Origin of the sequence: Klebsiella sp. JB_Kp031, assembly GCF_040064295.1 — a bacterium.
GTDB classification, from domain to species: domain Bacteria; phylum Pseudomonadota; class Gammaproteobacteria; order Enterobacterales; family Enterobacteriaceae; genus Klebsiella; species Klebsiella quasipneumoniae.
This window is the reverse complement of the sequence record NZ_JBEAJW010000032.1, coordinates 59,076-81,625: the sequence shown is the minus strand read 5'-3', so window position 1 is coordinate 81,625 and position 22,550 is coordinate 59,076. Positions and strand designations below refer to the sequence as shown.

General features: G+C 59.7%; 27 protein-coding genes. 6 read left to right on the top strand and 21 right to left on the bottom strand.

The genetic code is table 11. The features are described from left to right. Positions 1 to 31: 31 nt before the first annotated feature. The 18 genes from trpS to ABLV64_RS15330 form a co-directional block, all read right to left on the bottom strand. On the bottom strand, positions 32 to 1,039 hold the full coding sequence (trpS, locus tag ABLV64_RS15415) for a tryptophan--tRNA ligase (RefSeq protein ID WP_085846565.1): 1,008 nt from the start codon (positions 1,037 to 1,039) through the stop codon (positions 32 to 34). Between the two features lie 279 nt (positions 1,040 to 1,318). Beyond that, positions 1,319 to 1,648: a multidrug efflux SMR transporter gene (locus tag ABLV64_RS15410; RefSeq protein WP_004204123.1), complete on the bottom strand. Its 330-nt coding sequence runs from the start codon at positions 1,646 to 1,648 to the stop codon at positions 1,319 to 1,321. A 19-nt stretch (positions 1,649 to 1,667) separates the two neighbouring features. Next, on the bottom strand, positions 1,668 to 2,072 hold the full coding sequence (locus tag ABLV64_RS15405) for a multidrug efflux SMR transporter (protein WP_004204124.1): 405 nt from the start codon (positions 2,070 to 2,072) through the stop codon (positions 1,668 to 1,670). Between the two features lie 31 nt (positions 2,073 to 2,103). Continuing rightward, a complete protein-coding gene (locus ABLV64_RS15400) occupies positions 2,104 to 2,772 on the bottom strand; it encodes a hypothetical protein (RefSeq protein WP_004204125.1) in 669 nt (222 codons plus the stop codon). A gap of 12 nt (positions 2,773 to 2,784) precedes the next feature. Next, entirely contained in the window at positions 2,785 to 3,405 is a 621-nt protein-coding gene (locus tag ABLV64_RS15395; protein WP_004204126.1) for a phosphate propanoyltransferase, read from the bottom strand. After that, a complete protein-coding gene (locus ABLV64_RS15390) occupies positions 3,402 to 3,800 on the bottom strand; it encodes a BMC domain-containing protein (RefSeq protein ID WP_004204127.1) in 399 nt (132 codons plus the stop codon). Before ABLV64_RS15390 ends, ABLV64_RS15395 begins: the two co-directional genes overlap by 4 nt. 12 nt (positions 3,801 to 3,812) lie before the next feature. After that, positions 3,813 to 4,760 carry a choline TMA-lyase-activating enzyme gene (gene cutD / locus ABLV64_RS15385; RefSeq protein ID WP_004204129.1) on the bottom strand — a complete coding sequence of 316 codons (948 nt, stop codon included), beginning with the start codon at positions 4,758 to 4,760 and terminating at the stop codon, positions 3,813 to 3,815. A gap of 85 nt (positions 4,761 to 4,845) precedes the next feature. After that, positions 4,846 to 8,232: a choline trimethylamine-lyase gene (cutC, locus tag ABLV64_RS15380; protein WP_017899145.1), complete on the bottom strand. Its 3,387-nt coding sequence runs from the start codon at positions 8,230 to 8,232 to the stop codon at positions 4,846 to 4,848. A 25-nt stretch (positions 8,233 to 8,257) separates the two neighbouring features. Then, positions 8,258 to 9,412: a 1-propanol dehydrogenase PduQ gene (locus ABLV64_RS15375; protein ID WP_065802811.1), complete on the bottom strand. Its 1,155-nt coding sequence runs from the start codon at positions 9,410 to 9,412 to the stop codon at positions 8,258 to 8,260. A gap of 8 nt (positions 9,413 to 9,420) precedes the next feature. Next, positions 9,421 to 9,687 (bottom strand): EutN/CcmL family microcompartment protein, encoded by a 267-nt coding sequence (locus ABLV64_RS15370; RefSeq protein WP_004204134.1) that lies wholly within the window; start codon positions 9,685 to 9,687, stop codon positions 9,421 to 9,423. A 25-nt stretch (positions 9,688 to 9,712) separates the two neighbouring features. Then, positions 9,713 to 11,317 (bottom strand): acetaldehyde dehydrogenase (acetylating), encoded by a 1,605-nt coding sequence (locus ABLV64_RS15365; protein WP_348843310.1) that lies wholly within the window; start codon positions 11,315 to 11,317, stop codon positions 9,713 to 9,715. A 53-nt stretch (positions 11,318 to 11,370) separates the two neighbouring features. Beyond that, a complete protein-coding gene (locus tag ABLV64_RS15360; protein ID WP_004146125.1) occupies positions 11,371 to 11,649 on the bottom strand; it encodes a BMC domain-containing protein in 279 nt (92 codons plus the stop codon). 12 nt (positions 11,650 to 11,661) lie between these two features. Then, positions 11,662 to 11,946, bottom strand: a complete 285-nt coding sequence (locus ABLV64_RS15355) for a BMC domain-containing protein (protein WP_002442227.1) — start codon at positions 11,944 to 11,946, stop codon at positions 11,662 to 11,664. A 17-nt stretch (positions 11,947 to 11,963) separates the two neighbouring features. After that, positions 11,964 to 12,242, bottom strand: coding sequence for a BMC domain-containing protein (locus ABLV64_RS15350; RefSeq protein ID WP_004182810.1), 279 nt, complete (start codon positions 12,240 to 12,242; stop codon positions 11,964 to 11,966). Positions 12,243 to 12,688: 446 nt separating this feature from the next. Further along, on the bottom strand, positions 12,689 to 13,207 hold the full coding sequence (locus ABLV64_RS15345; protein ID WP_094309001.1) for a FidL-like protein: 519 nt from the start codon (positions 13,205 to 13,207) through the stop codon (positions 12,689 to 12,691). Continuing rightward, positions 13,204 to 14,010 (bottom strand): winged helix-turn-helix domain-containing protein, encoded by an 807-nt coding sequence (locus tag ABLV64_RS15340; protein WP_048294114.1) that lies wholly within the window; start codon positions 14,008 to 14,010, stop codon positions 13,204 to 13,206. The genes ABLV64_RS15345 and ABLV64_RS15340 overlap by 4 nt, the downstream gene beginning before the upstream one ends. Before the next feature lie 21 nt (positions 14,011 to 14,031). Then, positions 14,032 to 14,616: a TetR/AcrR family transcriptional regulator gene (locus tag ABLV64_RS15335; RefSeq protein WP_017899140.1), complete on the bottom strand. Its 585-nt coding sequence runs from the start codon at positions 14,614 to 14,616 to the stop codon at positions 14,032 to 14,034. Between the two features lie 141 nt (positions 14,617 to 14,757). Next, positions 14,758 to 15,540 carry an NAD(P)H-dependent oxidoreductase gene (locus tag ABLV64_RS15330; protein ID WP_023319649.1) on the bottom strand — a complete coding sequence of 261 codons (783 nt, stop codon included), beginning with the start codon at positions 15,538 to 15,540 and terminating at the stop codon, positions 14,758 to 14,760. Between the two features lie 86 nt (positions 15,541 to 15,626). On the opposite strand from ABLV64_RS15330, the gene ABLV64_RS15325 reads away from it, so the two are divergent. Continuing rightward, on the top strand, positions 15,627 to 16,535 hold the full coding sequence (locus ABLV64_RS15325; protein WP_348843309.1) for a LysR family transcriptional regulator: 909 nt from the start codon (positions 15,627 to 15,629) through the stop codon (positions 16,533 to 16,535). After that, a complete protein-coding gene (gene fosA / locus ABLV64_RS15320) occupies positions 16,529 to 16,948 on the top strand; it encodes a FosA5 family fosfomycin resistance glutathione transferase (RefSeq protein WP_004177548.1) in 420 nt (139 codons plus the stop codon). The genes ABLV64_RS15325 and fosA overlap by 7 nt, the downstream gene beginning before the upstream one ends. A gap of 72 nt (positions 16,949 to 17,020) precedes the next feature. On the opposite strand, the gene ABLV64_RS15315 is transcribed toward fosA, so the two are convergent. Further along, positions 17,021 to 18,433 carry a PLP-dependent aminotransferase family protein gene (locus ABLV64_RS15315; RefSeq protein WP_348843308.1) on the bottom strand — a complete coding sequence of 471 codons (1,413 nt, stop codon included), beginning with the start codon at positions 18,431 to 18,433 and terminating at the stop codon, positions 17,021 to 17,023. 177 nt (positions 18,434 to 18,610) lie between these two features. Here ABLV64_RS15315 and ABLV64_RS15310 point away from each other — a divergent pair, with 177 nt between their 5' ends. The 4 genes from ABLV64_RS15310 to ABLV64_RS15295 all read left to right on the top strand — a co-directional run bounded on the left by ABLV64_RS15310 (position 18,611) and on the right by ABLV64_RS15295 (position 21,531). Further along, positions 18,611 to 18,775, top strand: a complete 165-nt coding sequence (locus ABLV64_RS15310) for a DUF1127 domain-containing protein (protein WP_004204150.1) — start codon at positions 18,611 to 18,613, stop codon at positions 18,773 to 18,775. 163 nt (positions 18,776 to 18,938) lie between these two features. Beyond that, a complete protein-coding gene (locus ABLV64_RS15305; protein WP_348843307.1) occupies positions 18,939 to 19,403 on the top strand; it encodes a MarR family transcriptional regulator in 465 nt (154 codons plus the stop codon). 6 nt (positions 19,404 to 19,409) lie between these two features. Then, positions 19,410 to 20,477, top strand: coding sequence for an HlyD family secretion protein (locus ABLV64_RS15300; protein ID WP_004204152.1), 1,068 nt, complete (start codon positions 19,410 to 19,412; stop codon positions 20,475 to 20,477). Continuing rightward, positions 20,467 to 21,531 (top strand): DUF2955 domain-containing protein, encoded by a 1,065-nt coding sequence (locus ABLV64_RS15295; protein WP_004204153.1) that lies wholly within the window; start codon positions 20,467 to 20,469, stop codon positions 21,529 to 21,531. Before ABLV64_RS15300 ends, ABLV64_RS15295 begins: the two co-directional genes overlap by 11 nt. Here the strand turns inward: ABLV64_RS15295 and ABLV64_RS15290 are convergent. Continuing rightward, positions 21,528 to 21,782 (bottom strand): DUF3343 domain-containing protein, encoded by a 255-nt coding sequence (locus tag ABLV64_RS15290; protein ID WP_004204154.1) that lies wholly within the window; start codon positions 21,780 to 21,782, stop codon positions 21,528 to 21,530. The genes ABLV64_RS15295 and ABLV64_RS15290 overlap by 4 nt on opposite strands. Beyond that, the gene (gene yjiL, locus ABLV64_RS15285; RefSeq protein WP_049003532.1) at positions 21,779 to 22,546 is read right to left on the bottom strand and encodes a putative 2-hydroxyacyl-CoA dehydratase activator YjiL; all 768 of its coding nucleotides are present in this window, start codon (positions 22,544 to 22,546) and stop codon (positions 21,779 to 21,781) included. The genes ABLV64_RS15290 and yjiL overlap by 4 nt, the downstream gene beginning before the upstream one ends. Positions 22,547 to 22,550 lie beyond the last annotated feature (4 nt).

The following is a 22,550-nucleotide window of genomic DNA, read 5'->3' as shown; positions in this document are numbered from 1 at the left end:
AAATATCCACTACCGGCAACATTTCATCACCTCAGAACAGCACCGGCAGCCCCAGACCACGTTTCACCTCATGCAGCGTCTGCTGCGTCAGCTGGTGGGCGCGCTCGCTGCCCTGGCGCAGCAGATCCAGCAGCATCCCTTTATCCTGAATAAAGGTGGCTCGCCGTTCGCGGATCGGCGCCAGTAGCGCCTGCAGGCAGGTCTCCAGTTCATTTTTACACTGGCGATCGCCCAGCCCGCCGCGCTGATAGTGGGCTTTCATCTCAGCCACCAGTGCCTTATCGCTATGGAAAGCGTCGAGATAGGTGAACACCACGTTGCCGTCGACATGCCCCGGATCGCTGACTCTCAGGTGTGTCGGGTCGGTATACATCGCGCTGACCGCGCGGTGAATCTCCTCTTCACTGGCCGATAACGTCAGCGTATTGCCCAGCGATTTCGACATTTTGGCGTTGCCGTCGACGCCCGGCAGGCGGCTCACTTCGCTGAGGAGCGCCTTGCAGTGACGCAGCACTGGCGCGCCGGTGAGGTTATTCATCTTATGGACGATCTCGTTGGTCTGCTCAATCATCGGTAGCTGATCGTCGCCCACTGGCACCAGCTCGGCCTTGAAGGCGGTGATATCGGCGGCCTGGCTAATCGGATAGGCAAGAAAGCCCACCGGCAGCGAACGGGCGAATCCTTTCTGGGCAATCTCATTCTTGACCGTCGGATTACGTTCCACGCGGGCGACGGTGACGATATTCATATACAGCGCGCTGAGCTCCGCCAGCGCGGGCAGGGCGGACTGCAGGCAGATCGTGGTGAGCCTGGGGTCAATGCCGACGGCCAGATAATCGGCCATCACTTCGAGGATATGGTGGCTAACTTTTTGCGGATTGCTGCCGTTGTCAGTGAGCCCTTGCAGGTCGGCGATCAGGATAAACTGCTGGTGGTCGTGCTGCAGCGCGACGCGCTGGCGCAGCGAGCCGACGTAATGGCCAAGATGTAGCTGGCCGGTGGGGCGGTCGCCGGTGAGAATGGTTTGCGGGTGGTTCATCAGGAACTCCTTATCAGACTGTTCAGCCGAAAGACGTCCTGAAAACACCAAAGCCGCCTTCCGGCGGCTTTGAAAATGGAAACGTATATCGTGCCGCCTGTTATGCAGGCAGCCACCAACGGCGGGGAAAGGTCACGATCGCGTTTCTGTTCATCTTTTTATCCTGCCACGAAACCATAGTGGGGTAAACCCCGTTTGGTAAAGTGCCCGGCGGCGCTGGGCTGGCGCGGGCCTACGGACTGCCCGCACAGGCCGGGTAACAGGATAAAACGACCGCTGTTACATGGTCGAGAAGACGTTCATGATCACGCCGCCGGAGATAATCAGCGCCATGGCGATAATGGCCGCCAGGTCCGGTTTCTGCTTATAGAGGATCATTGAGCAGATGGTGACGCCGACGATACCGAAGCCGCACCACAGCGAGTAGGCCACGCCCACCGGGATGGTACTCATTGCGCGGGTGAGGGCGAAGTAGCAGAGGCCGTAGGCGCAGACCACCAGCACCGAAGGGGCCAGTTTGCTGAAGCCGTTAGTCTTTTTGATCATCGAGGTGCCGGTGATTTCGGAGCCGATAGACAGCGCCAGCCATAAAAATCCGAGATTAAACATAGGGGGTATTCCTTTCCTGTTAGTTAGCGATGTTCTTATCCATGGCGGCGGCGGGCGCGGCCTCTTCGCTCGCTTCGGAACCCATTTTCGAGAACAGGTTCATGATAATGATGCCGCTGGCGATCACCGCCATGCCGATGATGGCGGCGGTATCCGGGTGCTGGCCATAGAATGCCATTCCCAGCGTCGAGACCACCAGAATGCCGGTGCCGGACCAGGTGGCGTACGCCAGACCGACCGGGATATCTTTCACCGCCCTTGAGAGCGAGTAATAGCAGGTGCAGTAAAGCGCAATCAGCAACCCGAGCAGCAGCATTTTGCTGCCGCCTTCGCTGCTACCGAACATTTTTAACGTCGAGGTTGCCGAGGTTTCGGAGAGGATAACCAGCAGCATCCATAACCAGCATTTTGTTTTCGAAGACATCGTTAAGCTCCAGGTTTTTCGTTGGGTAAGGTCATATCTTTCTGTTTTTTAAGTAATCAATGGCCGCATCGGTCAGCTGAGCGCGCGGGGCCGCCGCCAGCGCCGGATTATTCACCACGTCTGTGACGGTAAGATAACGGCGCGGTTCGCTGCTGGCGGCGGCCGGCGCGGTGGGTGCGTCCAGCTTCGCCAGCAGCTCATTCATGGTGCCGAGGAAGACGCCGCAGGCTTCCAGACGAGCCAGCGTGGCCTGCAGATGCCCGGCATAGGCGCTGCCGGCCTGCGCGCCGCGCAGCTGGTTGAGCTCGCTGTGCGGATCGCAGTGGTAGCGCAGGGCCAGAACCGGAATACCCGCCAGCAGCGCCTCGTGCGCGCAGCGGGAAACCGGATTGCGCAGGGTGCCGTTCAGCAGATCCGAGGCTTGCGGATAATCGAGAAAAGGCAGCAGTACCCCCCGCCATGGCGCTGACGGCAGGGCATCCTGCCAGGCCGATGACGGGATAATCTCGCCCACCTCTCGCCAGGCGGCGGCGTCGGCGAGACCCTCCTCCAGCGCGAGGCGCAGCGGATAGCCGCTTCCCGCCAGGCGTTGGCGGATAGCTGCGCGGTAGCCGTCAGCGGCGGTCACCATCACCAGTACCGGCGGCCGCAGGCGCTGCAAAATCCGCGCAACTACACCTTCAATCTGTTCGTCGGTCATGGCGAGCCTCCGTTAGCCGATGAGCGTCACCTGCGCGCCGTTTTTTAACCCGGCGGCATTGGCTTCTTCGGTGTCGATGTGAAATTCCAGCGCGAAGTCATCGCGCACCCGCACCACCACTTCATCGAAAGTCAGCTGGCGCTCGCCGTTGCTGCGCACGCTGACCTTCTGGCCATTGCTGACGTTGAGCTGGCGCGCGTCCTGCGGCGACATATGAATATGCCGCCAGGCGCAGATCACCTGAGAATGGAGCTCAACGTGACCGGCGGGGCCAATCAGCAGCGCGCTACCGGCATTCTCCAGTTGCCCGGACTCACGAACTGGCGCTTGAATGCCGAGCGTGAAGCAGTCGGCGCGCGACACTTCCAGTTGCGATAGCGGGCGGGTCGGCCCGAGGACGCGAACGTTGGTCAGCGAGCCCTTCGGCCCGACGGCGGTTACGCACTCCTGGGCGGCAAACTGCCCCGGCTGGCGCAGCGGTTTGAACGGCGTCAGGCTGTAGCCTTTACCGAACAATGCCTCGACGTCCTGTTGCGCGAGATGGACGTGGCGGTTGGAGATCCCCACCGGGATCGCCGGCGCCGTTGCGCTCAGGCGGGCGACGATTTTTTCGCGAAGCAAAGTGTCGATCATGACTTCTTCCCTTTCTTCAGCGCAGGGTGCTTATCTTCCGCTTCGTTCGGGATAGCGGGCGGAACGATGGGTTCCGGGGCGGTGATAACCACCGGTTCGTCCGTTTTTTCCTCGCGCGGAGGGTTGCCTTTGAGGTTGCTTAACGCTTCAACCACGCAGCGCTCCGGACGGGCAATGACCAGCGACTTCACGGTGTGCTCGGCGCCGGCAACCGCCACGCCGCGTTCTATAGCGGTGTGGATGGCGCTGATTTCCCCTTCAAAGCAGACGCTCACCAGCCCGGAGCCTGGTTTGCGATAGCCAATGCAGGTCACTCCCGCGGCTTTACAGGCGGCGTCGACGGCCTGAATGGCGGCGACCCATCCTCGCGTTTCAATTACGCCTAAACTTTTCATGGTCGGCTCCTGTTAATGGCGGACTAAGCGAATATCAAAATCAAATTGCCGGAAGAAGGCTTCCAGCCGGTCCAGTTCATCCGGCGAATAAGACGGGTCCTGGCTAATCGGGTAGGGCATATCCAGGCGTTCGTACTTTTTGCGTCCCAGCTGGTGGTACGGCAGCATGTCGATACGGCGGATATTCCCGCGCTTCGCCAGCTTCTGTACGTAATCAATGGCGCCGGTAATGGCGTCGAATGAGTCGTTGTAGGCGCGAATGAGCGGCATACGCACAATGACATTGGCGCCGGAATCCACCAGCCATTCGAGATTGCGGCGGATCCCTTCGTTGCCGATGCCGAGCATCGCCTTGTGGTGTTCGCTGTTAATCTGCTTAATGTCGAATAAGAAGGTGTCGGTGACCGGCGCCAGCTTCTGGTAGTTGGCAAGCGGGGTGGTGCCCTGGGTTTCGACGGCGGTGTTAATCATCATCTTTTTGCATTCGCGAAATAAGGCGACGGCAAAATCAGTTTGCAGGCTCATCTCGCCGCCGCCGATGGTCACGCCGCCGCCGGAGGAGATGTAGAAGTCGTAGTCCTGCATGATGATCTCCATCAGCTCGCTGACGGTGACGTCCTTGCCCATAATGTCCAGCGCGTTCTGGGTGCAAATCTCTTCGCATTTGCGGCAGCCGATGCAGTCTTTATGGCGATCGACGAAGTGCTTCATTTCGCCATTCTCTTCCGCCCGATAATGAATACCCGCCGGACAGACGCTGACGCAGTCGCCGCAGTTAATGCATTTGTCGTGCGAGAACATCACCTGGAACTGGCTGTTCAGCCCTTCCGGGTTGGCGCACCACGGGCAGCGAATGTTGCAGCCCTTAAAAAACACCAGCGTGCGAATGCCATCGCCGTCATAGATCGAATATTTCTGGATATTGAAAATGCGGCCCGTTAATTCCTGTTTTGCGATCACGCTTGCCTCCCGCTCCGTCCCGTTACGGGACGGAGAACTTCCGGTTATTTCTCAAATACAGCTCATTTAATTCTCTTTAAGAGAACTAAAACTTCTCAATCACCGTACGGCTGATGATCTCGTCCTGGACCTCTTTGCACAGCTCAACGAAGTAGGCGCTGTAGCCGGCGACGCGGACGATCAGGTCGCGGTATTTCTCCGGCTCCTGCTGCGCCTTCTTCAGCACTTCGTTATCGACATAGCTGAACTGCATCTGGCCATTGCCGAGAATCGAGGCGGTACGCAGCAAGGTAATCAGGCCATGGCGACCTTCCGGGGTATCCAGCAGCCCTTTGAGGAATTTGAAGTTGTGCACCATGCCGATATTCATGGTTTCCACGTTCATCTTGCTGACCGACTTGATAATCGCCGTTGGGCCTTGCTTATCCGCGCCCTGGGTCGGGCTGATGCCGTCGGAGAGCGGCATCCACGCCAGGCGGCCGTTCGGCGTGGCGTTGGTTAGCTCGCCGATGGGCGTGTTGTTGGAGATAGACAGGGTGCCGTGGCTGAGGGTCGAGTAGAGCATCTTGTACTTACGGCACTCTTTCTCGGTCCATTCGGTAATATCCAGCGCGTACTGGTCGACATAGTTATCGTCGTTACCGTATTTCGGCGCGTTCAGGCAGTCGCGGCGCAGCGCTTCGTAACCTTCAAAGTTGGCCAGCAGCGCATCGCGGATCTGCTCAAGGGTGTATTTCTTCTCTTCGAACACCAGCTTGCGGATCGCCGCCATCGAGTCGACGTAGGTCGCCAGACCGGAGAAAATCAGCCCCGGACCGTGGTTGACCATCGCGCCGCCGGCGGCGACATCTTTGCCGCTCTCCATGCAGCCTTCGACCAGCAGCGACATCAGCGGCTTCGGCGCCACATCGCGGTGGACGCGCTGGCTGATGACGGTGCCGATAGCCGACAGGCGCACGATATGGGCGATCTGCTGTTTTACCGCCGCGTCGAATGCTTCGAAGGTGCGCAGGTCGCGCAGGTCGCCGGTGTCCAGCCCCTGATAGCTATCGAACAGCACCATCCGCCCGCGGTTAAGCACGAACTCGATAGCGATAGGCCACTGGGTGTAGCCGGTGGAGGTCCACTGGTAGATGCGCCCGGATTTCTGCGGTTCAACGCAGCCCATCAGGCAGTAATCGCGGGCGTCTTCAAAATCGAAGCCTTTGCGCAGCATCATCTTGATGTGGGAGTCATCGAAGTGGCAGGCCGGGAAGCCCATTCCCGCTTTCACCACGTCGACGATTTTTTCCATGTATTTCTGCGGCGACTGGTTGTGGATACGGCAGGCCAGCGACGGCTGGTAAACCTTCACGAAGCGCACGGCGTCCATAATCAGATAGGTCAGATCGTTACAGGCATCGCCGCCGCTACGTTTCTGGCCGCCAACGGTGAGGTTGATAAACGGCTGATAACCCGCGAAATATTTCGCACCCAGTTCGCTCGACATCCACATCAGTTCGGCGCATTTGATGATGAACGCCTGCAGCAGCTCCAGCGCGGTGTCGTGGGTCAAGCGGCCTTCGCGGATATCGGCTTCGAACATCGGATAGCAGTACTGGTCGACGCGCCCCAGCGACAGCCCGGTCTGGTTCTCTTCGATTTCAAACAGTGATTCGACGGTCCAGATACTCTGCAGCGCTTCCTGCAAGGTCTTCGGCGGATTGGCCGGCACGTTTTCGTTGACGTCGGCGATGGTCAGCAGCTCGGCGCGGCGCTGGGCGTTTTGCTCTTTAGCCGCCAGTTCGCGGGCATGGGCGGCGATGCGGCGGGCGTAGTTGACCACCCCTTCGCAGGTTTCAATCGCCGCTTTGTAGTAGTAAATGCGGTCGATATCTTCCGGATTTTCCATGCTCAGGCTGGCCAGATGCGCCTCGGCATCGGCTTTAATGCCGTTCATCCCTTTGGTGAACAGCAGCACGTCGTAGCCCGGGCAGGTATCGCCGCCGCCGTTAATCTGGTGATAGGAGAGGTCGCTGACGAAGGTCTCGCCGCTGAAGGCCCAGACGCCAGCCTCACGGTATTGCGCTTCGCAAATCTCATCCAGCGAACGGCCTTCCCAGAATGGGACGATCTCTTCGCGAATGGTTTTTTTATCCGCTTCGCTGATCTCAAACGGATCCTGCGGGCGGGTGCTCATGGTGTCGAGCTCGTCGCGCACCCAGCGCCAGGCGATATCCGGCGAGAAGGCGCCCGCGCGCGGCTTGCCGCACGGATGGCCGACGATCAGCTCATCGTCCTGAATCAGAATCGGCGCGGTTTCGCAGGCGTGGCGGAAGGCTTTCGCTCGCAGCAGAATGGTCGGCATGCCTGGGTTAGCTTTCACCACTTCGGTAAAGGCCAGCGCGCGATAGATAGAGACGCTCGGGCGTACCGTCAGATAGTGGTTACGCAGACGCTGCATACGCGGGGTTAACCCTTCCATCACCGGCGTGTCGGCGCAGGCGGCGAACGGCGCATGGCTGACCTGTTGTGCGCCGCTAAACAGACGCACCGGCAGATTCAACGCGCTGAGATTGCGCTGGGCGCTGATGAACATCGCCGAGAGTTCGTTCACCTCGGCATGGTCAAAAGCGGCGCCATGCAACATGGCGTCGAGCATCGGATAGCCGTCAATGGCGCAGGCGGCGCGGACTTCGCTCAGTTCCGCCAGCTTGAACCACAGGCACTCCACGAGCTCATACGCCTGCTGGGTATTCAGCGCGCCGCTGTTGATATCGCGCTGGAAGTAAGGCAGCAGCGCCTTGTCCGCCCCTTCCGGGTTGACTGCATAGCTGCCGTTATCCAGCTGGAGCGCCAGCTGGAACAGATAGAACGCCTGGCAGGCTTCTTTGAAATTACGCGCTGGATGGGCCGGCACGTGGTGGAGAATGGCTGCGCTATCGAGCAGCTCGGCTTTGCGATAAGCATTGGTCTCCGCCGCCGCCAGCTGCTCGGCGCTGTTGGCCAGATTTTGCGCCAGCGCCAGCAGGGCGTCGCAGGCGTAGATGGCGGCGCGGCAGCCGTTGACTTCATCCATACCGCTGCGGCTGACCGCGCTGCCGAGTGCGCGGGTTTTCTCTTCCAGCTGGTGCTTAATCGCCAGCACCCCTTTTTCGACCACCAGCCTGTAGTCCGGCGAATCCAGATCGCTATTGAGGTTGAGGAACTGGAAAGCCGATGGGCGACGGGTCGCGTTTTCGTCATGGAAAATCGCCCCGTGCGGTTTACGGCTCTGGTTGCCGACAATGAGTTCATCGGGGCTGATGGTCAGCGGCAGCTGGCGCATCAGTTCATAGAAACGGCGCGCCGGTTTAACGGCGGCGGGAACGCCCGCGATATCGCCATCCAGGGCGTTCAGCGTGGTGGCATGTTCGGTGCACAGCGTGCTTTTCTGGGCGAGTAAACGGTCTGCCAGCACTTTGACGCGCGGCGTTAAGCTGTAGTGTGCCATGGGTAAGGTTCTCCAAATCTTGTTATCAGTGGCCCTGAACGGCGTTGCCGGTCCATGCCCGGCGATAGAGTTCGGTCAGTGCGTGAGCATCCGGCGCGCGTGGGTTCGTCGGAGTACAGCTGTCGCGTAACGCCTGGCCGATCATCTCCGCCAGCCGTTGTTCAAACTCGTCTGCAAGGACGCCGGTATCGCGGATGCCGGCCGGCATGCTCATTTCGTCTTTAAGTGCCTGAATGGCGACCAGCAGGCTGGTGACGCCCTGGCGGGTAGTGGCCGCAGGTAGATCCAGCAGATGGGCTAGTCGGGCATATTTGCGGGCGGCATCGGTATCGCACAGCCCGTGATAATCAGCGTTCCAGGCGACGACGTGCGCCATCAGCAGGGCGTTGGCGCGGCCATGGGGCACGCGGAAGACGCCGCCGAGGGCGTGGGCCAGGCTGTGGGTTATCCCCAGCGACGCGTTGGTGAAGGCCATCCCCGCCATGCAGGAGGCGTTGTGCATCTTTTCGCGCGCCTGCAGGTTGTCGCCGCTGCGCCAGCAGGTCGGCAGATAGCGAAATACCTGCTGCACCACTTTCTCCGCCAGGGCGTCGGAAAAGTCGCTGGCGGCGCGGGAGACGTAGGCCTCAAGGGCGTGACACAGCACGTCCATGCCGGTGTCGGCGGTAATTGCCGGCGGCACCGAAGCCACCAGCGCCGGGTCCAGAATGGCGATATCCGGCAGCAATGACGCATCCACCAGCACCAGCTTTTCCGCGTTGGCTTTCACCACCGAAAAGGCGGTGACTTCCGAACCGGTACCGCTGGTGGTCGGGATGGCGACGAAGCACGGTCGGGGACGGTCGGCCAGCGGACGGGTTTGCGCCAGGGAGAAAATAACCGCTTTGGCGGCATCGATTACCGAACCGCCGCCGAGCGCGATAACCAGATCCGGGTAGTGGTTATCCATCAGCTTCATACCGCGCACCACGGTGGCGATATCCGGATCCGCCACCACGTCGTCCCACACCTGCCAGGCGATCCCGCGCTGGCGCAGCAGGGCGGTGACGCGCTCGGCGAGGCCAAATTTCACCATCGCTTGATCGGTCACCAGCAGCACGCTGCGGGCGGAAAGTTCGTTCAGCACCGAGAGGGCGTCCTGACCGAAGCAAATCCGCGGTTTCAGTAAAAATTCACTCATTGGGCTATTCACTCCTGTTCGGCGTCCCGAAACACCTTCTCAACAATGGCGACCACCGACATCGCTTTGTAGCGCTCTTTATTGAGCGCGAAGTACTCTTCCGCCAGCACGATGTCGTGCATACCGGCGCCGACGTTATCGACGGCGACCCAGGTCTGGTCCTTCATCGGCTGCTGTTTGTCATCTAAGCGGGTGATCAACAGCAGGTTGCTGCCGCGCAGCTCATCGCATTTTTGCGTGGCGACAACATGGCCGGTCACCTTTGCGAGAATCATCGTTATATCGCCTTATATCAGTGCGTTACTTAGCAAGGCGCTCCAGCACCTGGCGGATAACGCGTTCCACGTTTTGCTCGTTGATTGCGCCTTCCGCATTCGCTGCGGCGCCTGGGCTGGCGAAGCGGTCATCGCTGCCTGCCGGGTGTGCTGGCGCAGCGCTGGCCGGAGCGTTGAAACGCACGTCATCAAGAATGCTGCGCTGCGGATCGCTCGCCGGCGTAACGATGGTCGGCTGTGGCTCAGGGCGGCTGCCCGGCGCGCGAAGCTCGTCAATCGACCGCACGCCGTAGCCGACTTTGCGGATATTGAGCAGGTTCATCGGGCCGACGTTGTCGGAGCTGGAGCCGCCGCCGACCGCGCCGCAGCCGAGGGTCAGCGCCGGGGAGATATTGGTGGTGGCGCCGATGCCGCCGAGCGCCGCCGGGGTGTTGATCAGGATGCGGTTGACCGGTTTTTCGAGGCTGAACTGGCGGATGACGTCCTGGTTGCGGGTGTGGATCACCAGCGTATGGCCGAGCCCTTCATTAGTCAGCAGCTCTACCACGCGGTGGCAGGCGGCTTTCCAGTCCTCAGCCACGTACAGACCGAGTACCGGGCACAGTTTTTCGCGCGAGTAGGGGTTTTTCGGTGAGACGGTGGTCTGCTCGGCGATCAGCACTTTGGTGCTGGCCGGGACGCAGAAGCCGGCCATCTGGCTGAGGTACAACGCGGTTTTACCGACCACTTTCGGGTTGATGGTGCCGTTCGGGCGCAGCAGCAGCGCCGCCATTTTCGCCGCTTCATCTTCATTCATGAAGTAAGCGCCCTGCGCTTCCAGCTCGCGGTGAATCTCATCGTAAATGCAGCCTTCGACGATGATCGACTGCTCGGAGGCGCAGATCACGCCATTATCGAAGGTTTTGCTGGTGATGATATCTTTCACCGCGTGGTGGATATCGGCGCTGCGTTCGATAAATGCCGGGCCGTTGCCCGGACCGCCGCTGATGGTCGGGGTGCCGGACGCGTAGGCCGCGCGCACCATGCCTTCGCCGCCGGTGGCGAGGATCAGCGAAACGTCTTTGCTGTGCATCAGCTCTGAGGTGGCTTCGAGGGTCAGCTGGGTGATGCCGTCGACGCTGCCCTCCGGCGCGCCGGCCGCTTCCGCCGCGCGTTTGACGATCTCAATCGCCTTCCAGCTGCACTGACGTGCGCCCGGATGCGGGGAGAAGATAATGGCGTTGCCCGCCTTGAGGGCGATCAGCGCTTTATAGATAACCGTAGAGGTTGGGTTAGTTGAGGGGACCAGCGCGCAAATCACGCCGAGCGGCACGCCCACGTCCATCACTTTTTTTACCGGGTCGTCATGAATGATGCCAACGGTCTTCATATCTTTGATGGCGTCGTAGACGCGCAGCGAGGCGAAGCGGTTTTTCAGCACTTTGTCCTGCCAGTTGCCAAAACCGGTCTCTTCCGCGGCCATTTTCGCCAGCGCTTCGGCGTGGTGCGCTGCTTCCTGGGCCACGTTTTTCACGATGGCGTCGATTTGCTGCTGCGAAAAGGTGGCCAGCATTGCCTGCGCTTTTTTGGCGTTGCGCACCAGTTCCCGGGCGTTTTGCCGGGACTGCAAATCGTTATCCAGTTCAATCATGAGTCTATCCTTCATCAGACGAAAAGAGTGGGGACGGGGCGTGCCCTGTCAGGTCATGCTTTGTGCTGCGCCGCGATTTTTTCGATGTCGTTATGGGGACGCGCGATGACGCGAGAGCTGACGACTTCGCCAATGCGTTTCGCCGCTTCCACGCCGGAGTCGACCGCCGCGTTGACCGCGCCGACGTCGCCTTTCACCATCGCGGTGACGAGGCCGGAGCCGACGTTTTCATAGCCGATCAGTTCGACGTTGGCGGCTTTGCACATCGCGTCCGCGGCTTCAATACAGGCCACCAGACCTTTGGTTTCGATAAGACCAAGCGCTTCTTTCATCAGGTTTCTCCGTTAGTCCGCAATTTTGTAATGCGAGACGATTTTGTTGATGTCGTTATGCGGACGGGCGATGACCAGCGAGGTCACCACTTCGCCAATGCGCTGGGCCGATTCAACGCCGGAATCCACCGCCGCTTTCACCGCGCCGACATCGCCTTTCACCATCGCGGTGACGAGGCCGGAACCGACGTTTTCATAGCCGATCAGTTCGACGTTGGCGGCTTTACACATCGCATCCGCTGCTTCAATGCAGGCCACCAGACCTTTGGTTTCAATCAGACCTAATGCATCACCCATTTGCGTTCTCCTGGCCTTCAGGCCTTGTGTTTAATGACGATTTTGTTGATGTCGTTATGCGGACGCGCGATGACCAGCGAGGTCACCACTTCGCCGATGCGCTGCGCCGATTCCACACCGGAATCCACCGCCGCTTTTACTGCGCCGACGTCGCCCTTCACCATCACGGTGACCAGGCCGGAGCCGACGTTTTCATAGCCGATCAGTTCGACGTTGGCGGCTTTACACATCGAGTCCGCTGCTTCAATACAGGCCACCAGACCTTTGGTTTCGATAAGCCCCAATGCATCACCCATCGTGATCTCCTCCAGAACAGGTTTTGTGATTCGGGAAAACCGTCCGCGTAACGGCATCAACACGCGGAAGCGGCGTTCGGGGTTCACTATAGGGAATGGGGAGAGAAGTGAAATTTAAATCCGTGTAGATGGATATTTTAGGTTTTTACTCTGCTATTTAGCCTTATTTAGGCTTCTTTTTATCTCTTAATCCTGTTTCATGCGTGAAGATTTTCATGATGATATGGCGTTTTTTTAAGCTATTTATCGGCGGGAGATGAATGTTAATAAGATGCTAATTACTTGCCAGCAATCGGTAATATAGCCACGTTATAATTGTGGGTATGCTCAAGTTCTCGCGTCGAAGCTAAACGCAAAACGTGCGCTTTTAGCATCGTGGAAAGAGGGGGCAATAATGGAGCGTGAGCGAGGGCGCATTTTCCTCGCAGTGGTACAGGGGGGACGGGTTAATTAAGCGTGCTGCCGGACTTCAGCGTGCAGATGTAGAGCGGTGAGTTGATAGAGCTCAGCAGGATAGCTTTGTCGTTAAGCTTTTGCGCATTGAGGAACAGGCCATCGTGGCTGTCGGACATCTCGCGCATGAAATAGTCGAAAATGACATCCGGCGATTCATCGATGGACGAGGCGCTGGATTCCCATTTCTTGATGCGGTAGTGGCGCTCGGTCGCCGAGATGCGCTGGCTGGTGTAGCTGAATTTGACGTAACGCTGCAGGTAGAGCCAGCCGGCGGCAGAATCGGTATAGCCTTCCACTACCATCGACCCGTTGCCATTGGCGGCAAAATTAAAATGGATATTGCCGTTCACATTCTCTTTTTCCATGTTTTCAAAACGCATGATCGCTTTGGTGGAGCAGCTCATCACGCCGTCGTTGGCATCCGGCAGCAGGCGCCAGGCGCTAAACCCGGCGGCGGCGATAAACGTGAGGGCAGAGAGGGCGAAAAAGGTGCGGGGCGCGAGTCTCATTGCGGCTTCCAGGAGTAGTAAAAGTAGTTATCGCAATAGCTAAACGGGTTGTCTTCGTGCATCGCGCAGTGGGCGAGAAATACCCGGCCCAGGCCGTTGGTCTCCAGCCGGTCGCCATAGAAGAAAACAAAACGCTCCCCCGGCTTGCAGCTGAGCTTCAGCCGCTGACGCACCTCATCAAAATTCTTACTGTAGGCCGTCGCCGAGACCGAACGCAGCATTTCATCGCTGGCGAGCAGTTCGCACTGGCGGTGGTTCATCAGCGTCAGATTAATTGGCCGGGCGACGTGGGTTCCGGCAAACGTGAATGCCACCAGAAGCAGGGCGATGACCAGCAGGCAGCCGCCGGCCAGATACCAGCACATTCCGCGCGCATGTGGTGAAGCGGCAGGCGGTGTGGTTTCCCTTCCTGCCCCGGCGGGTTCGCCAGGCGGCGCGGCCGGGCTGGCGACATCGGCCAGCGCCGGCCCGGCGTCGAGCAGTTCGATGCTGAGATCCTGATTCAGCTGCAGCATGCCGCGCGACACGGTGACGATAATGTTATCGATATCGTAGTGGCGGAAAGTTTTGCGCAGCATGCTCAGATACTGGTTGAGGTTGCTATTGGAAGAAGTTAAGCCGTTATCGTCCCAGACTTTTTTCAACACTTCATCGCGACTGACCACGCCGGTATGGCGGAGAAAAAAATAGAGCAGCGCGCTGGCGGTGATGGATAGCTGGCTATCTGGTTCATCGCTGCCGGGCAGGGTTAGCGTGCCGTCTGTTGCATCATAAATGAGACGGGCATTGATGTTGTAGCGCATCGCGGCCTCACTCTATTCGCTTCATGCGGGAAGCGTCATTTTGGTCAGATCGTTCACCAGCGACTGGCGATGTTCGCTGCTCATGGTGCGCCCCTCGGTCAGCTCAGATAACCAGATACCGTCGGCGGCGTAGCGTACCAGGGTACCGGTTGGGCCGTTATCCAGCGCATCGCCTTGCGCCAGATGATCCAGCATCCAGTCGCGCCAGCATTTTCGCAGCACCGGTTCGTCCGGCATCGCCAGCGACAGCACCATCAGCTGACGGCTTTCGTGCGTGTCCGTCAACTGCGGATTGGACAGATAGTGCAAATAGGCCCGGGTAAAGCGTCCGTAAGCGATGTTATCGGCGGCCATCAGTTCGCTAATCGCCTTTTCCATAATCGCCAGCAGCCTGGCGAACAGAGCGAAAATCAGCGCCTGCTTATTGGGAAAATGGTGCAGGAGGCCGCCTTTGCTGACCCCAGCCTCGCGGGCGACAGCGTTCAGCGACAGGGCGGCGATACCGTCCCGGCCGGCAATCATCGCCGCCGATTCAAGCAGCTGACGGTGGAGACGGACGGGATCTTTTTTACGATGCTGGGCTTCCATGTTCATGGCCGGAATCATACCGACCAGACGGTATGATTATTTTTGATCGCTATCAATATGAGAGGCGGCTTCGCGCGATGCGATGCCGTTAATGCGTGGAGGCTCACAAATTGTCATATTAATGAAAGCGATAACCCGGAAGGGCTATCGCGTTGAGGTTTATTTCGTTGCCAGGTGCACCGCCAGGCCGCTTTGCCCCGGCGCCAGCTCCGGACGCAGCGTTAGCGACGGGATCAGATAGTCGCCATGATTTTGCCGGCGAAATGGAATGGGCTCGGTTTGCCACAGCGTGTCCAGCCGCTCGGCCAGCGTGGCGCACTGGTCGGCGAACTGCGCGGCATCGGTTTTGTCCGTGCGGTAAAACACCAGCGGCGGAAGCACCTCGAAGCCGGGATAGAACAGCATACCGTGCTGAATGGGGAACAGAATGTCGTCGATGGGGCCATTGATCCCGCGCGGTGAATAGTGTTCCGCCCAGCCGCCAGCGGTGACGATCAGCATCGCCCGCTTGCCGACGAAGGTGCCTTCCCCATAGCGATCGCCCCAGTGGCGGTCGCTGTGCTCGCCGACGCCATAGGCAAAGCCCCAGGCGTACACCCGGTCGATCCAGCCTTTCATGATCGCGGGCATCGAGAACCACCACAGCGGAAACTGAAAAATCACCGTATCGGCCCACAGCAGCTTTTCCTGCTCGGCGGCGATATCCGCGCTTTGAGTACCTTGGGCAAAGGCCTGTTTGGAGTCCAGGGTAGGACGCCAGAACTCGCCGACCGGCGGCGCACCGCTGTCGTCGGCGTCATACCCGGCCTTCCAGCGCATGGCGTAGAGATCGGAGACCTGGACTTCATGACCGGCCTGCAGCAGATGACGGATGGCGAAATTTTTGAGTCCGCCATTGAGGGAGCGCGGTTCCGGATGGGCGTAAATCAGCAGTACTTTCATAACATCACCTCTGAAGTGGGAAGAGCTGCAGAGTAGGAAAGCTGGCGCTATAGTAGAAATTAATTACTTAAATCCCAGGTATAGCTGTGATTAATTTACATCGTCTGGATCTCAATCTGCTGCGCACGCTCGACGTGCTGCTCAGTGAAAATAACGTTACCCGGGCGGCGCAGCGGCTGAATCTGTCGCAGCCGTCGGTCAGTATTCAACTCGCCAGGCTGCGGGAGATGTTCGCCGACCCGCTGCTGATGCCGGGCCCGCGTGGCATGCAGCCCACCGCCCGCGCCGATGAGCTTCGCCAGCCGCTGCGCGCTGCGTTAGCCGCGCTGGAGCAGGCGGTGGCGCCGGTGGCACCTTTTAATCCGGCCGCGGCGGCGGAGACCTGGCGGGTGGCGGCGACGGACTATATGGCTTCGGCGACCCTCATGCCGATGCTGGGCAGGCTACGGCAGGCCTCTCCCGGCAGTCGGCTGGCGGTATTCGAACTCCAGCCGGCGCGGCTGGAGCAGCAGGCGGCCAGCGATGAAGTGGATCTCTTTTTCCATACCCGCGAGGGCGCGCCGCCGGGGCTGCATCAGCGCCTGCTGTTTCGCGAGCGCTACGTGCTGGCGGGCCGGGCCGGGCATCCGGTGCTGCGGCAAGGGTTGAGCCTGGAAACGTTCTGTCAGCTGGAGCAAGCGATCGTCTCCCCGGACGGAGGCGGCTTCAGCGCGGCGACCGATACCGCGCTGGCGAACCTTGGCCTGACGCGGTGGGTTGTCCTTTCCGTGCCACATTTCCTGTTTATGCTGGAGACCCTGCGCAATAGCGATCTGGTGGCGGTGCTGCCGGAGCGGCTGGTGCGCGGGCAGAGCGGGCTGGCAGTCGTCGAGCCGCCGCTGGCGGTCGCCGGCTTTGAGATGCTGATGCTATGGCACGAACGCTGGCACCGCGACCCGGCGCATCAATGGCTGCGCCAGTTCATTGTGAATTCACTGGAGGAACAGACATGCTGAGCGGATTGAATCACCTGACCCTGGCGGTCAGCCAGCTGGCGCCGAGCGTAGCGTTTTATCAGCAGCTGTTGGGCATGACGCTGCACGCCCGCTGGGACAGCGGCGCCTATCTCTCCTGCGGCGATCTGTGGCTGTGCCTGTCGCTGGATCCGCAGCGGCGTGTCACTCCGCCGGAGGAGAGCGACTACACCCATTATGCGTTTAGCATTAGCGAAGCCGATTTTGCTAGCTTCGCCGCCCGCCTTGAGGTTGCCGGCGTGGCGGTCTGGAAGCTGAACCGTAGCGAAGGCGCCTCGCACTATTTCCTCGACCCCGACGGCCACAAGCTGGAGCTGCACGTCGGCAGTCTCGCCCAGCGCCTGGCCGCCTGCCGCGAACAGCCGTATAAGGGGATGGTATTTTTTGACCAGTGAAGCTGATTTGCGGACGCGAGGTAACCCGTCGTCCCGGTAAGCGCAGCGCCACCGGGGAGAACAGGCTAAACCTCACTCCATCGCCACCTTCACCGCTTCCCCCAGCTTCACCATCACCGCTTTATGTTTCTCGGTCGGCGGCAGGGCGCAGTTGATCCTGACGCAGTTGCGATACTTGCCCGCCGCGGAAAACAGCGACCCCGGCGCGACCTGGATCTTCAGCCGGCACAGCTGTTTGGCGACGCAGACCATATCCACCTGCTCCGGGAGCTCCACCCACAGCATAAAACCGCCTTTCGGCCGGGTGACGCAGATCCCGCACGGGAAAAACTCCCGCAGCCAGCAGGTGTAGATCTCGATATTGCGCTGATAGATCTGCCGCATCCGCCGCACGTGGCGGTGATAATGGCCTTCGCGAATAAAGTTAAAGGCCGCCAGCTGTGTTGAAGGGACGTTAGTGCCGCTGGCGGCGTACTTCATCTGGAGCAGCTTGTCGTAGTAGCGCCCGGGCGCTATCCAACCGATGCGCAGGCCGGGGGCGATGGTTTTGGTAAAGGAGCTGCAGAGCATCACCCGGCCGTCGATATCCCAGGAGTGAATGGTGCGCGGACGCGGGTACTCGGTAGCCAGCTCGCCGTAGATATCATCCTCGAAAATAACGATATCGTGGCGCTGGGCCAGGTTCAGCACCGCGCGCTTGCGGGCGTCCGGCATGATAAATCCCAGCGGGTTGTTGCAGTTCGGCACCAGGATAACCCCTTTGATCGGCCACTGATCCAGCGCCAACTCCAGGGCCTCGATGCTGATCCCGGTTTCCGGATCGGTGGGGATCTCAATCGTTTTTAATCCCAGTCCGCGCAGCATCTGCATGGTGCCGTAGTAGCAGGGGGATTCCACGGCGATGATGTCCCCTGGCTGGCACACCGACAGCAGGGCCAGCGACAGCGCGCTGTGGCAACCGCTGGTGAGCACCAGATCGTCGGCAGTCACCACCGATCCGCCGTCGAGCATCAGGCGGGCGATCTGCTCCCGCAGCTCGCGGCGCCCGGCCAGTTCGTCATAGTTCAACACCTCAGTGAGGTTGTGCTGGATCGCCCGGCTCAGTTCACGCCAGATGGGCTTCAGGCTTGGCTGCGTCACGTCCGGCGAGCCGCCGCCGAAGGGGATGATCGTTTTATCGTAGCGGGCGTCGAGCATGGTCTGCACCTGATCCCACTGGGTGATCTCCACCGGACGCTGCACCGGACGCGACATCGGCGGCACCGGCGGCTGGGCCTTGCGGGGGGCGACGAAATAGCCCGATCGCGGCTGCGGCACAATCATCTGCTGCTGCTCAAGCAGCTGATAGGCCTGCTGGACGGTGCTGATGCTGACGCCGTGCTCCTGGCTCAGGCTGCGCACCGACGGCAGCTTTTCGCCGTGGCGATACAGGCCCTGTTCAATGCGTTCGGCCAGCAGCGTCGCAAGATGTTGATAGCGGGTCATGCTGTATCCTTAATTGTCGCCATACAGATGGAATAACCAGTACAGATGGCCGGAAAAATTGGGGTCTGCTGTACGTTTTAGCCAATCTGTATGTTAAAGAAAAGTGTTTTGTGAATCTGTATTCCTCCCCCCCAAATCCGTGAAGATAAAGTCTCTGGCAAGGTGAGGAGGTAGAGGATGGAATTTCATGAGAACAGGGCAAGACAGCCATTTATCGGTTTCGTATTGCTGGCACGGTTTGTCAAAAAATGGTGGCTTCAGGAGCAAACGCGCAGAGCTTTGCAGAAAATGAGCGACGAACAGCTGAAAGATATCGGCCTGCGTCGGGATCAGATCAATTAAAAAGTGCTTTTTTTTCAGGCATCACTTCTTCTTTGCCCCGGTAAGCGCTGGCGATGCCGGGGAATCATTCACGAAATTTATCAATTGATGCGACGTGACCTTCCGTTTCTTGATACTTACCCTGATAAGTATTATTTTCTTCTCAACAATGAGAGGAAAAGCTGTGACTGAAGACGAACTGTTTGCCCGCCGCCCGCTGGGGATGCGGATGGCCATGGTGGTGCGCCAGTGGCGCGCGATTATTGACTCCGCTATCACCGATACGGGACTCACCCAGTCCAGCTGGACGGTGCTGATGCAACTGCATCAGTTGGGGGACAACGTCTCGGTCAGCGAACTGGCGGAGGTGCAGGGGATTGAACTGCCGCCGCTGATGCGCACCCTCTCATTACTGGAAAAGCAGGGCTATCTGTTGCGTTCCACATCGCCATATGACAAACGCATTCGCCTGCTGACGCTGACCGCCGAGGGGCGGGCTATTCTGGAAAAACTGAGCCGCGTGATCGAGACCTATCAGGAGCGCGTAACCCAGACCATCCCGGAGGCCGACCTCGTCACCTTCAGCGCCACGTTAAATCAAATCGCCTGCCGTTTGCGGAATATCCGCGAAGAAGATAACAAGATCTAACACACTATGATGACGCCTGAACAAAAATTTGCCCGCTGGGTACGGGTGAGTATTGCCGCTTTTCTGGGAATATTCGCCTGGTTTATCGTTGCCGATATCTGGATCCCGCTGACGCCGGACTCCACGGTCATGCGCGTGGTGACCCCGGTTTCGTCGCGGGTCTCCGGCTATGTCTCGCACGTCTACGTGCATAACAATAGCCAGGTGAAAAAGGGCGACCTGCTGTATGAGCTCGACCCAACGCCATTCATTAATAAAGTTGAAGCGGCACAGATCGCCCTTGAACAGGCGAAGCTGAGCAACCAGCAGCTGGACGCGCAAATCGCCGCCGCCCGCGCCAACCTGCGCACCGCGCAGTACACCGCCCGTAACGATAAGGTCACGCTCGATCGCTATCAGCGCCTGAGCACCATGCAGAACGTCTCGCAGTCCGATCTCGACAAAGTGCGGACCACCTGGCAGACCAGCGAGCAGTCGGTCTCGGCGCTGAACGCGCAGATCCAGAACCTGCTGATCCAGCGCGGCGAGCGCGACGATAAGCGCAACGTCACCCTGCAGAAATACCGCAACGCGCTGGAGGAGGCGCAGCTGAACCTGGCCTGGACCAAAGTGCGTGCGGAAACTGACGGCATGGTTAGCAACCTGCAGCTTAACCCGGGGATCTACGCCACCGCGGCGACAGCCGTGCTGGCGCTGGTCAACAACAATACCGATATCGTCGCTGACTTCCGTGAGAAGAGCCTGCGCCACACCGCGGTAAACACCGATGCGGCGGTGGTTTTTGACGCCTTGCCGGGGGAAGTTTTCCCGGCGCACGTGACCAGCAGCGATGCCGGGATTCTGGCGGGGCAGGAGGCGGTTAACGGGCAGCTGTCGCAGCCGGAACAGTCCACCCGCTGGGTGCGTGATGCCCAGCGAATGCGCATTCACGTCGCGCTGGATCAGCCGCTGGCGAAACCGCTGCCGACCGGCGCCCGCGCCACGGTGCAGCTGTACAATAGCGAGGGACCTTTCGCCCGCACCTTCGCCGGCCTGCAGATCCATCTGGTGAGCTGGTTGCACTATGTCTATTAATACCCTGGCGCACGTCTTTACCCCGCACGGCAATATCGTCTACACGGCGAATGATTTTCGCCAGACGGTGCGTATCGCCGTGGCCGGGACCATTGCGCTCAGCATCTCCACCTTCTACGACGTGCAGTACGGCGTATTTTTTGTGGTGTATCCGCTGATGCTGATGTCGCTGGTGCCGGTGTTCAACCGCCACGTCGCCCGCCAGTTTGTGTTCAGCGCGGCGGTGAACTGCGTCGAAATGGTGCTGATTGTCGGTTATTTGTCGCAATGGCCGGTGATCATGACGCTGGTGGTGTTCGCCCTGTACGTGATGCGTTTTCGCTTTATGAGCCAGGGGCCGCTGTTTCTGCTGGGGTCGATGGGGGTGGTGTGTCAGAGCACGATGCTCAACTTTATGAGCTACCCGACCAGCAACTGGCACACCCTGATGTTCTCCAACATGGAAGCGTGCGTGCTGGCGGTGGCGCTGAGCGCGCTGCTGCATTACCTGATCCCGGACGTCGAACCGCGCAAGCCGCCGCCGCGCATTGAAAAAGACGCCGCCCGCATCCGCCACGAGTCGCTGCTCTCCGGCACGGTGGCGACGATCATCTTCGTGGTGTTTCAGATCTGCGATCTCAGCGACTCGCTGTCGGCGCTGATGGCCGGGATCCTGATCCTGTTCCCGATGCACTATCGCGGGGCGGTGATCAGCTCGATCTGGCGCGTGGCGGGGGTGGTGCTGGCCTGTCTCTATATTCTGGTGGTGCAGCTGATTATCTATGACTTCAGCAATCACATGATCCTGATGATGCCGCTGATTGGCCTCGGGCTGGCCTTTAGCGCCCGCCTGCACGTGATGGAGAAAGTGGGCGCCGGGGTGGGCTTCGCCAGCATTACCACCATCGGCATTATGTTTGGCCAAAACCTGCATCCCTATCAGGATCTGGTGTTCAGCGATCTGTACCGCATCACCTCGGTGACGGTCTCGCTGGTGGTGACGCTGACCCTGGTTTTTCTTATGCACCGTCTGCTGAACTGCTTTGCGGCGACGCGCTTTGTGGTAAGCGATTAACCTGCCGGTGGGAAGGTGGCGAGACAGCGCCACGCCTCCCCGTCCTGCTGATATAACGCCGCCGTCTGTTCCGGGACGATCCAGGCTCGCGCGTCGGCTTCCGTCCCCTCAAGCAGGATGCACAGCCCGCAGCCGCTGCGCAGCTGGCGGGGAATATCTTTGACCTCGAAGGTCATTCCCGCCGCCTGCAGGGCTTTGCGCGTTCGCACCACTCCCACCGTGGAATGAAATAAAAACAGAAACGTTGTCATTCGCGCCTCCGCTGGCGCTGGCCGATCAGCGCCGCGCCGATCGCCCCGGCGAACTGGGCGTCGGGATGGGTTGTCACCGCCATGCCGACATGGCTTTCCAGCATGCGGGCAAAGGCGGCGCAGTGGCTGACGCCGCCGGTAAACAGCAGCGGCCCCTGCGCTGATAAGCGGCCGATAAAGTTCGCGCTGCGCCGGGCCATGGCGTTAATCACCCCCGCCAGAATCGCCTCCGGCGCGACTCCCGCCGACCGCAGGCTGATGACTTCCGATTCGGCGAATACCGTACACATGCTGGTGATGGCATGCGGTTCCACGCCGTCGGTAATGGCGTCCAGCTGTTCGACGCTGGCGCCGAGGGTGCGTGAAATGACCTCCAGAAAGCGGCCGGTGCCGGCGGCGCATTTGTCATTCATCAGAAAGTCGCTGAGGTTGCCCCCGGCATCCAGCTGGATAACCTTGCTGTCCTGGCCGCCGATATCAATCACCGTGCGGGTGTCCGGTGCCAGCAGGCGGGCGCCGAGACCGTGACAGGAAATCTCCGTCACCTGTTTATTGGCGAAATCTACCAGCTGGCGACCATAGCCGGTGAGGGTTAAAAAGGGCGTTTCCGCGAGGCCAGCGCGCAGCGTCTCCCAGGCCTCATGGATGGCGTCAGCGGGGCGAAAGGGGGTCGGGCAGAGGAAACGACGCGTAACCACCCCGTCCGCGAGCAGGATGCCTTTCGTGGCAGTGGAGCCGGAATCAATACCAACCGTGTAGATCACGCGT

What these genes read in the sequence shown, in the direction of transcription:
- trpS (WP_085846565.1), bottom strand. Translation starts at nt 1,039, where the DNA reads ATGAACCACCCGCAAACCATTCTCACCGGCGACCGCCCCACCGGCCAG.
- ABLV64_RS15410 (WP_004204123.1), bottom strand. Translation starts at nt 1,648, where the DNA reads ATGTTTAATCTCGGATTTTTATGGCTGGCGCTGTCTATCGGCTCCGAA.
- ABLV64_RS15405 (WP_004204124.1), bottom strand. Translation starts at nt 2,072, where the DNA reads ATGTCTTCGAAAACAAAATGCTGGTTATGGATGCTGCTGGTTATCCTC.
- ABLV64_RS15400 (WP_004204125.1), bottom strand. Translation starts at nt 2,772, where the DNA reads ATGACCGACGAACAGATTGAAGGTGTAGTTGCGCGGATTTTGCAGCGC.
- ABLV64_RS15395 (WP_004204126.1), bottom strand. Translation starts at nt 3,405, where the DNA reads ATGATCGACACTTTGCTTCGCGAAAAAATCGTCGCCCGCCTGAGCGCA.
- ABLV64_RS15390 (WP_004204127.1), bottom strand. Translation starts at nt 3,800, where the DNA reads ATGAAAAGTTTAGGCGTAATTGAAACGCGAGGATGGGTCGCCGCCATT.
- cutC (WP_017899145.1), bottom strand. Translation starts at nt 8,232, where the DNA reads ATGGCACACTACAGCTTAACGCCGCGCGTCAAAGTGCTGGCAGACCGT.
- ABLV64_RS15375 (WP_065802811.1), bottom strand. Translation starts at nt 9,412, where the DNA reads ATGAGTGAATTTTTACTGAAACCGCGGATTTGCTTCGGTCAGGACGCC.
- ABLV64_RS15370 (WP_004204134.1), bottom strand. Translation starts at nt 9,687, where the DNA reads ATGATTCTCGCAAAGGTGACCGGCCATGTTGTCGCCACGCAAAAATGC.
- ABLV64_RS15365 (WP_348843310.1), bottom strand. Translation starts at nt 11,317, where the DNA reads ATGATTGAACTGGATAACGATTTGCAGTCCCGGCAAAACGCCCGGGAA.
- ABLV64_RS15360 (WP_004146125.1), bottom strand. Translation starts at nt 11,649, where the DNA reads ATGAAAGAAGCGCTTGGTCTTATCGAAACCAAAGGTCTGGTGGCCTGT.
- ABLV64_RS15355 (WP_002442227.1), bottom strand. Translation starts at nt 11,946, where the DNA reads ATGGGTGATGCATTAGGTCTGATTGAAACCAAAGGTCTGGTGGCCTGC.
- ABLV64_RS15350 (WP_004182810.1), bottom strand. Translation starts at nt 12,242, where the DNA reads ATGGGTGATGCATTGGGGCTTATCGAAACCAAAGGTCTGGTGGCCTGT.
- ABLV64_RS15345 (WP_094309001.1), bottom strand. Translation starts at nt 13,207, where the DNA reads ATGAGACTCGCGCCCCGCACCTTTTTCGCCCTCTCTGCCCTCACGTTT.
- ABLV64_RS15340 (WP_048294114.1), bottom strand. Translation starts at nt 14,010, where the DNA reads ATGCGCTACAACATCAATGCCCGTCTCATTTATGATGCAACAGACGGC.
- ABLV64_RS15335 (WP_017899140.1), bottom strand. Translation starts at nt 14,616, where the DNA reads ATGATTCCGGCCATGAACATGGAAGCCCAGCATCGTAAAAAAGATCCC.
- ABLV64_RS15330 (WP_023319649.1), bottom strand. Translation starts at nt 15,540, where the DNA reads ATGAAAGTACTGCTGATTTACGCCCATCCGGAACCGCGCTCCCTCAAT.
- fosA (WP_004177548.1), top strand. Translation starts at nt 16,529, where the DNA reads ATGCTGAGCGGATTGAATCACCTGACCCTGGCGGTCAGCCAGCTGGCG.
- ABLV64_RS15315 (WP_348843308.1), bottom strand. Translation starts at nt 18,433, where the DNA reads ATGACCCGCTATCAACATCTTGCGACGCTGCTGGCCGAACGCATTGAA.
- ABLV64_RS15310 (WP_004204150.1), top strand. Translation starts at nt 18,611, where the DNA reads ATGGAATTTCATGAGAACAGGGCAAGACAGCCATTTATCGGTTTCGTA.
- ABLV64_RS15300 (WP_004204152.1), top strand. Translation starts at nt 19,410, where the DNA reads ATGATGACGCCTGAACAAAAATTTGCCCGCTGGGTACGGGTGAGTATT.
- ABLV64_RS15295 (WP_004204153.1), top strand. Translation starts at nt 20,467, where the DNA reads ATGTCTATTAATACCCTGGCGCACGTCTTTACCCCGCACGGCAATATC.
- ABLV64_RS15290 (WP_004204154.1), bottom strand. Translation starts at nt 21,782, where the DNA reads ATGACAACGTTTCTGTTTTTATTTCATTCCACGGTGGGAGTGGTGCGA.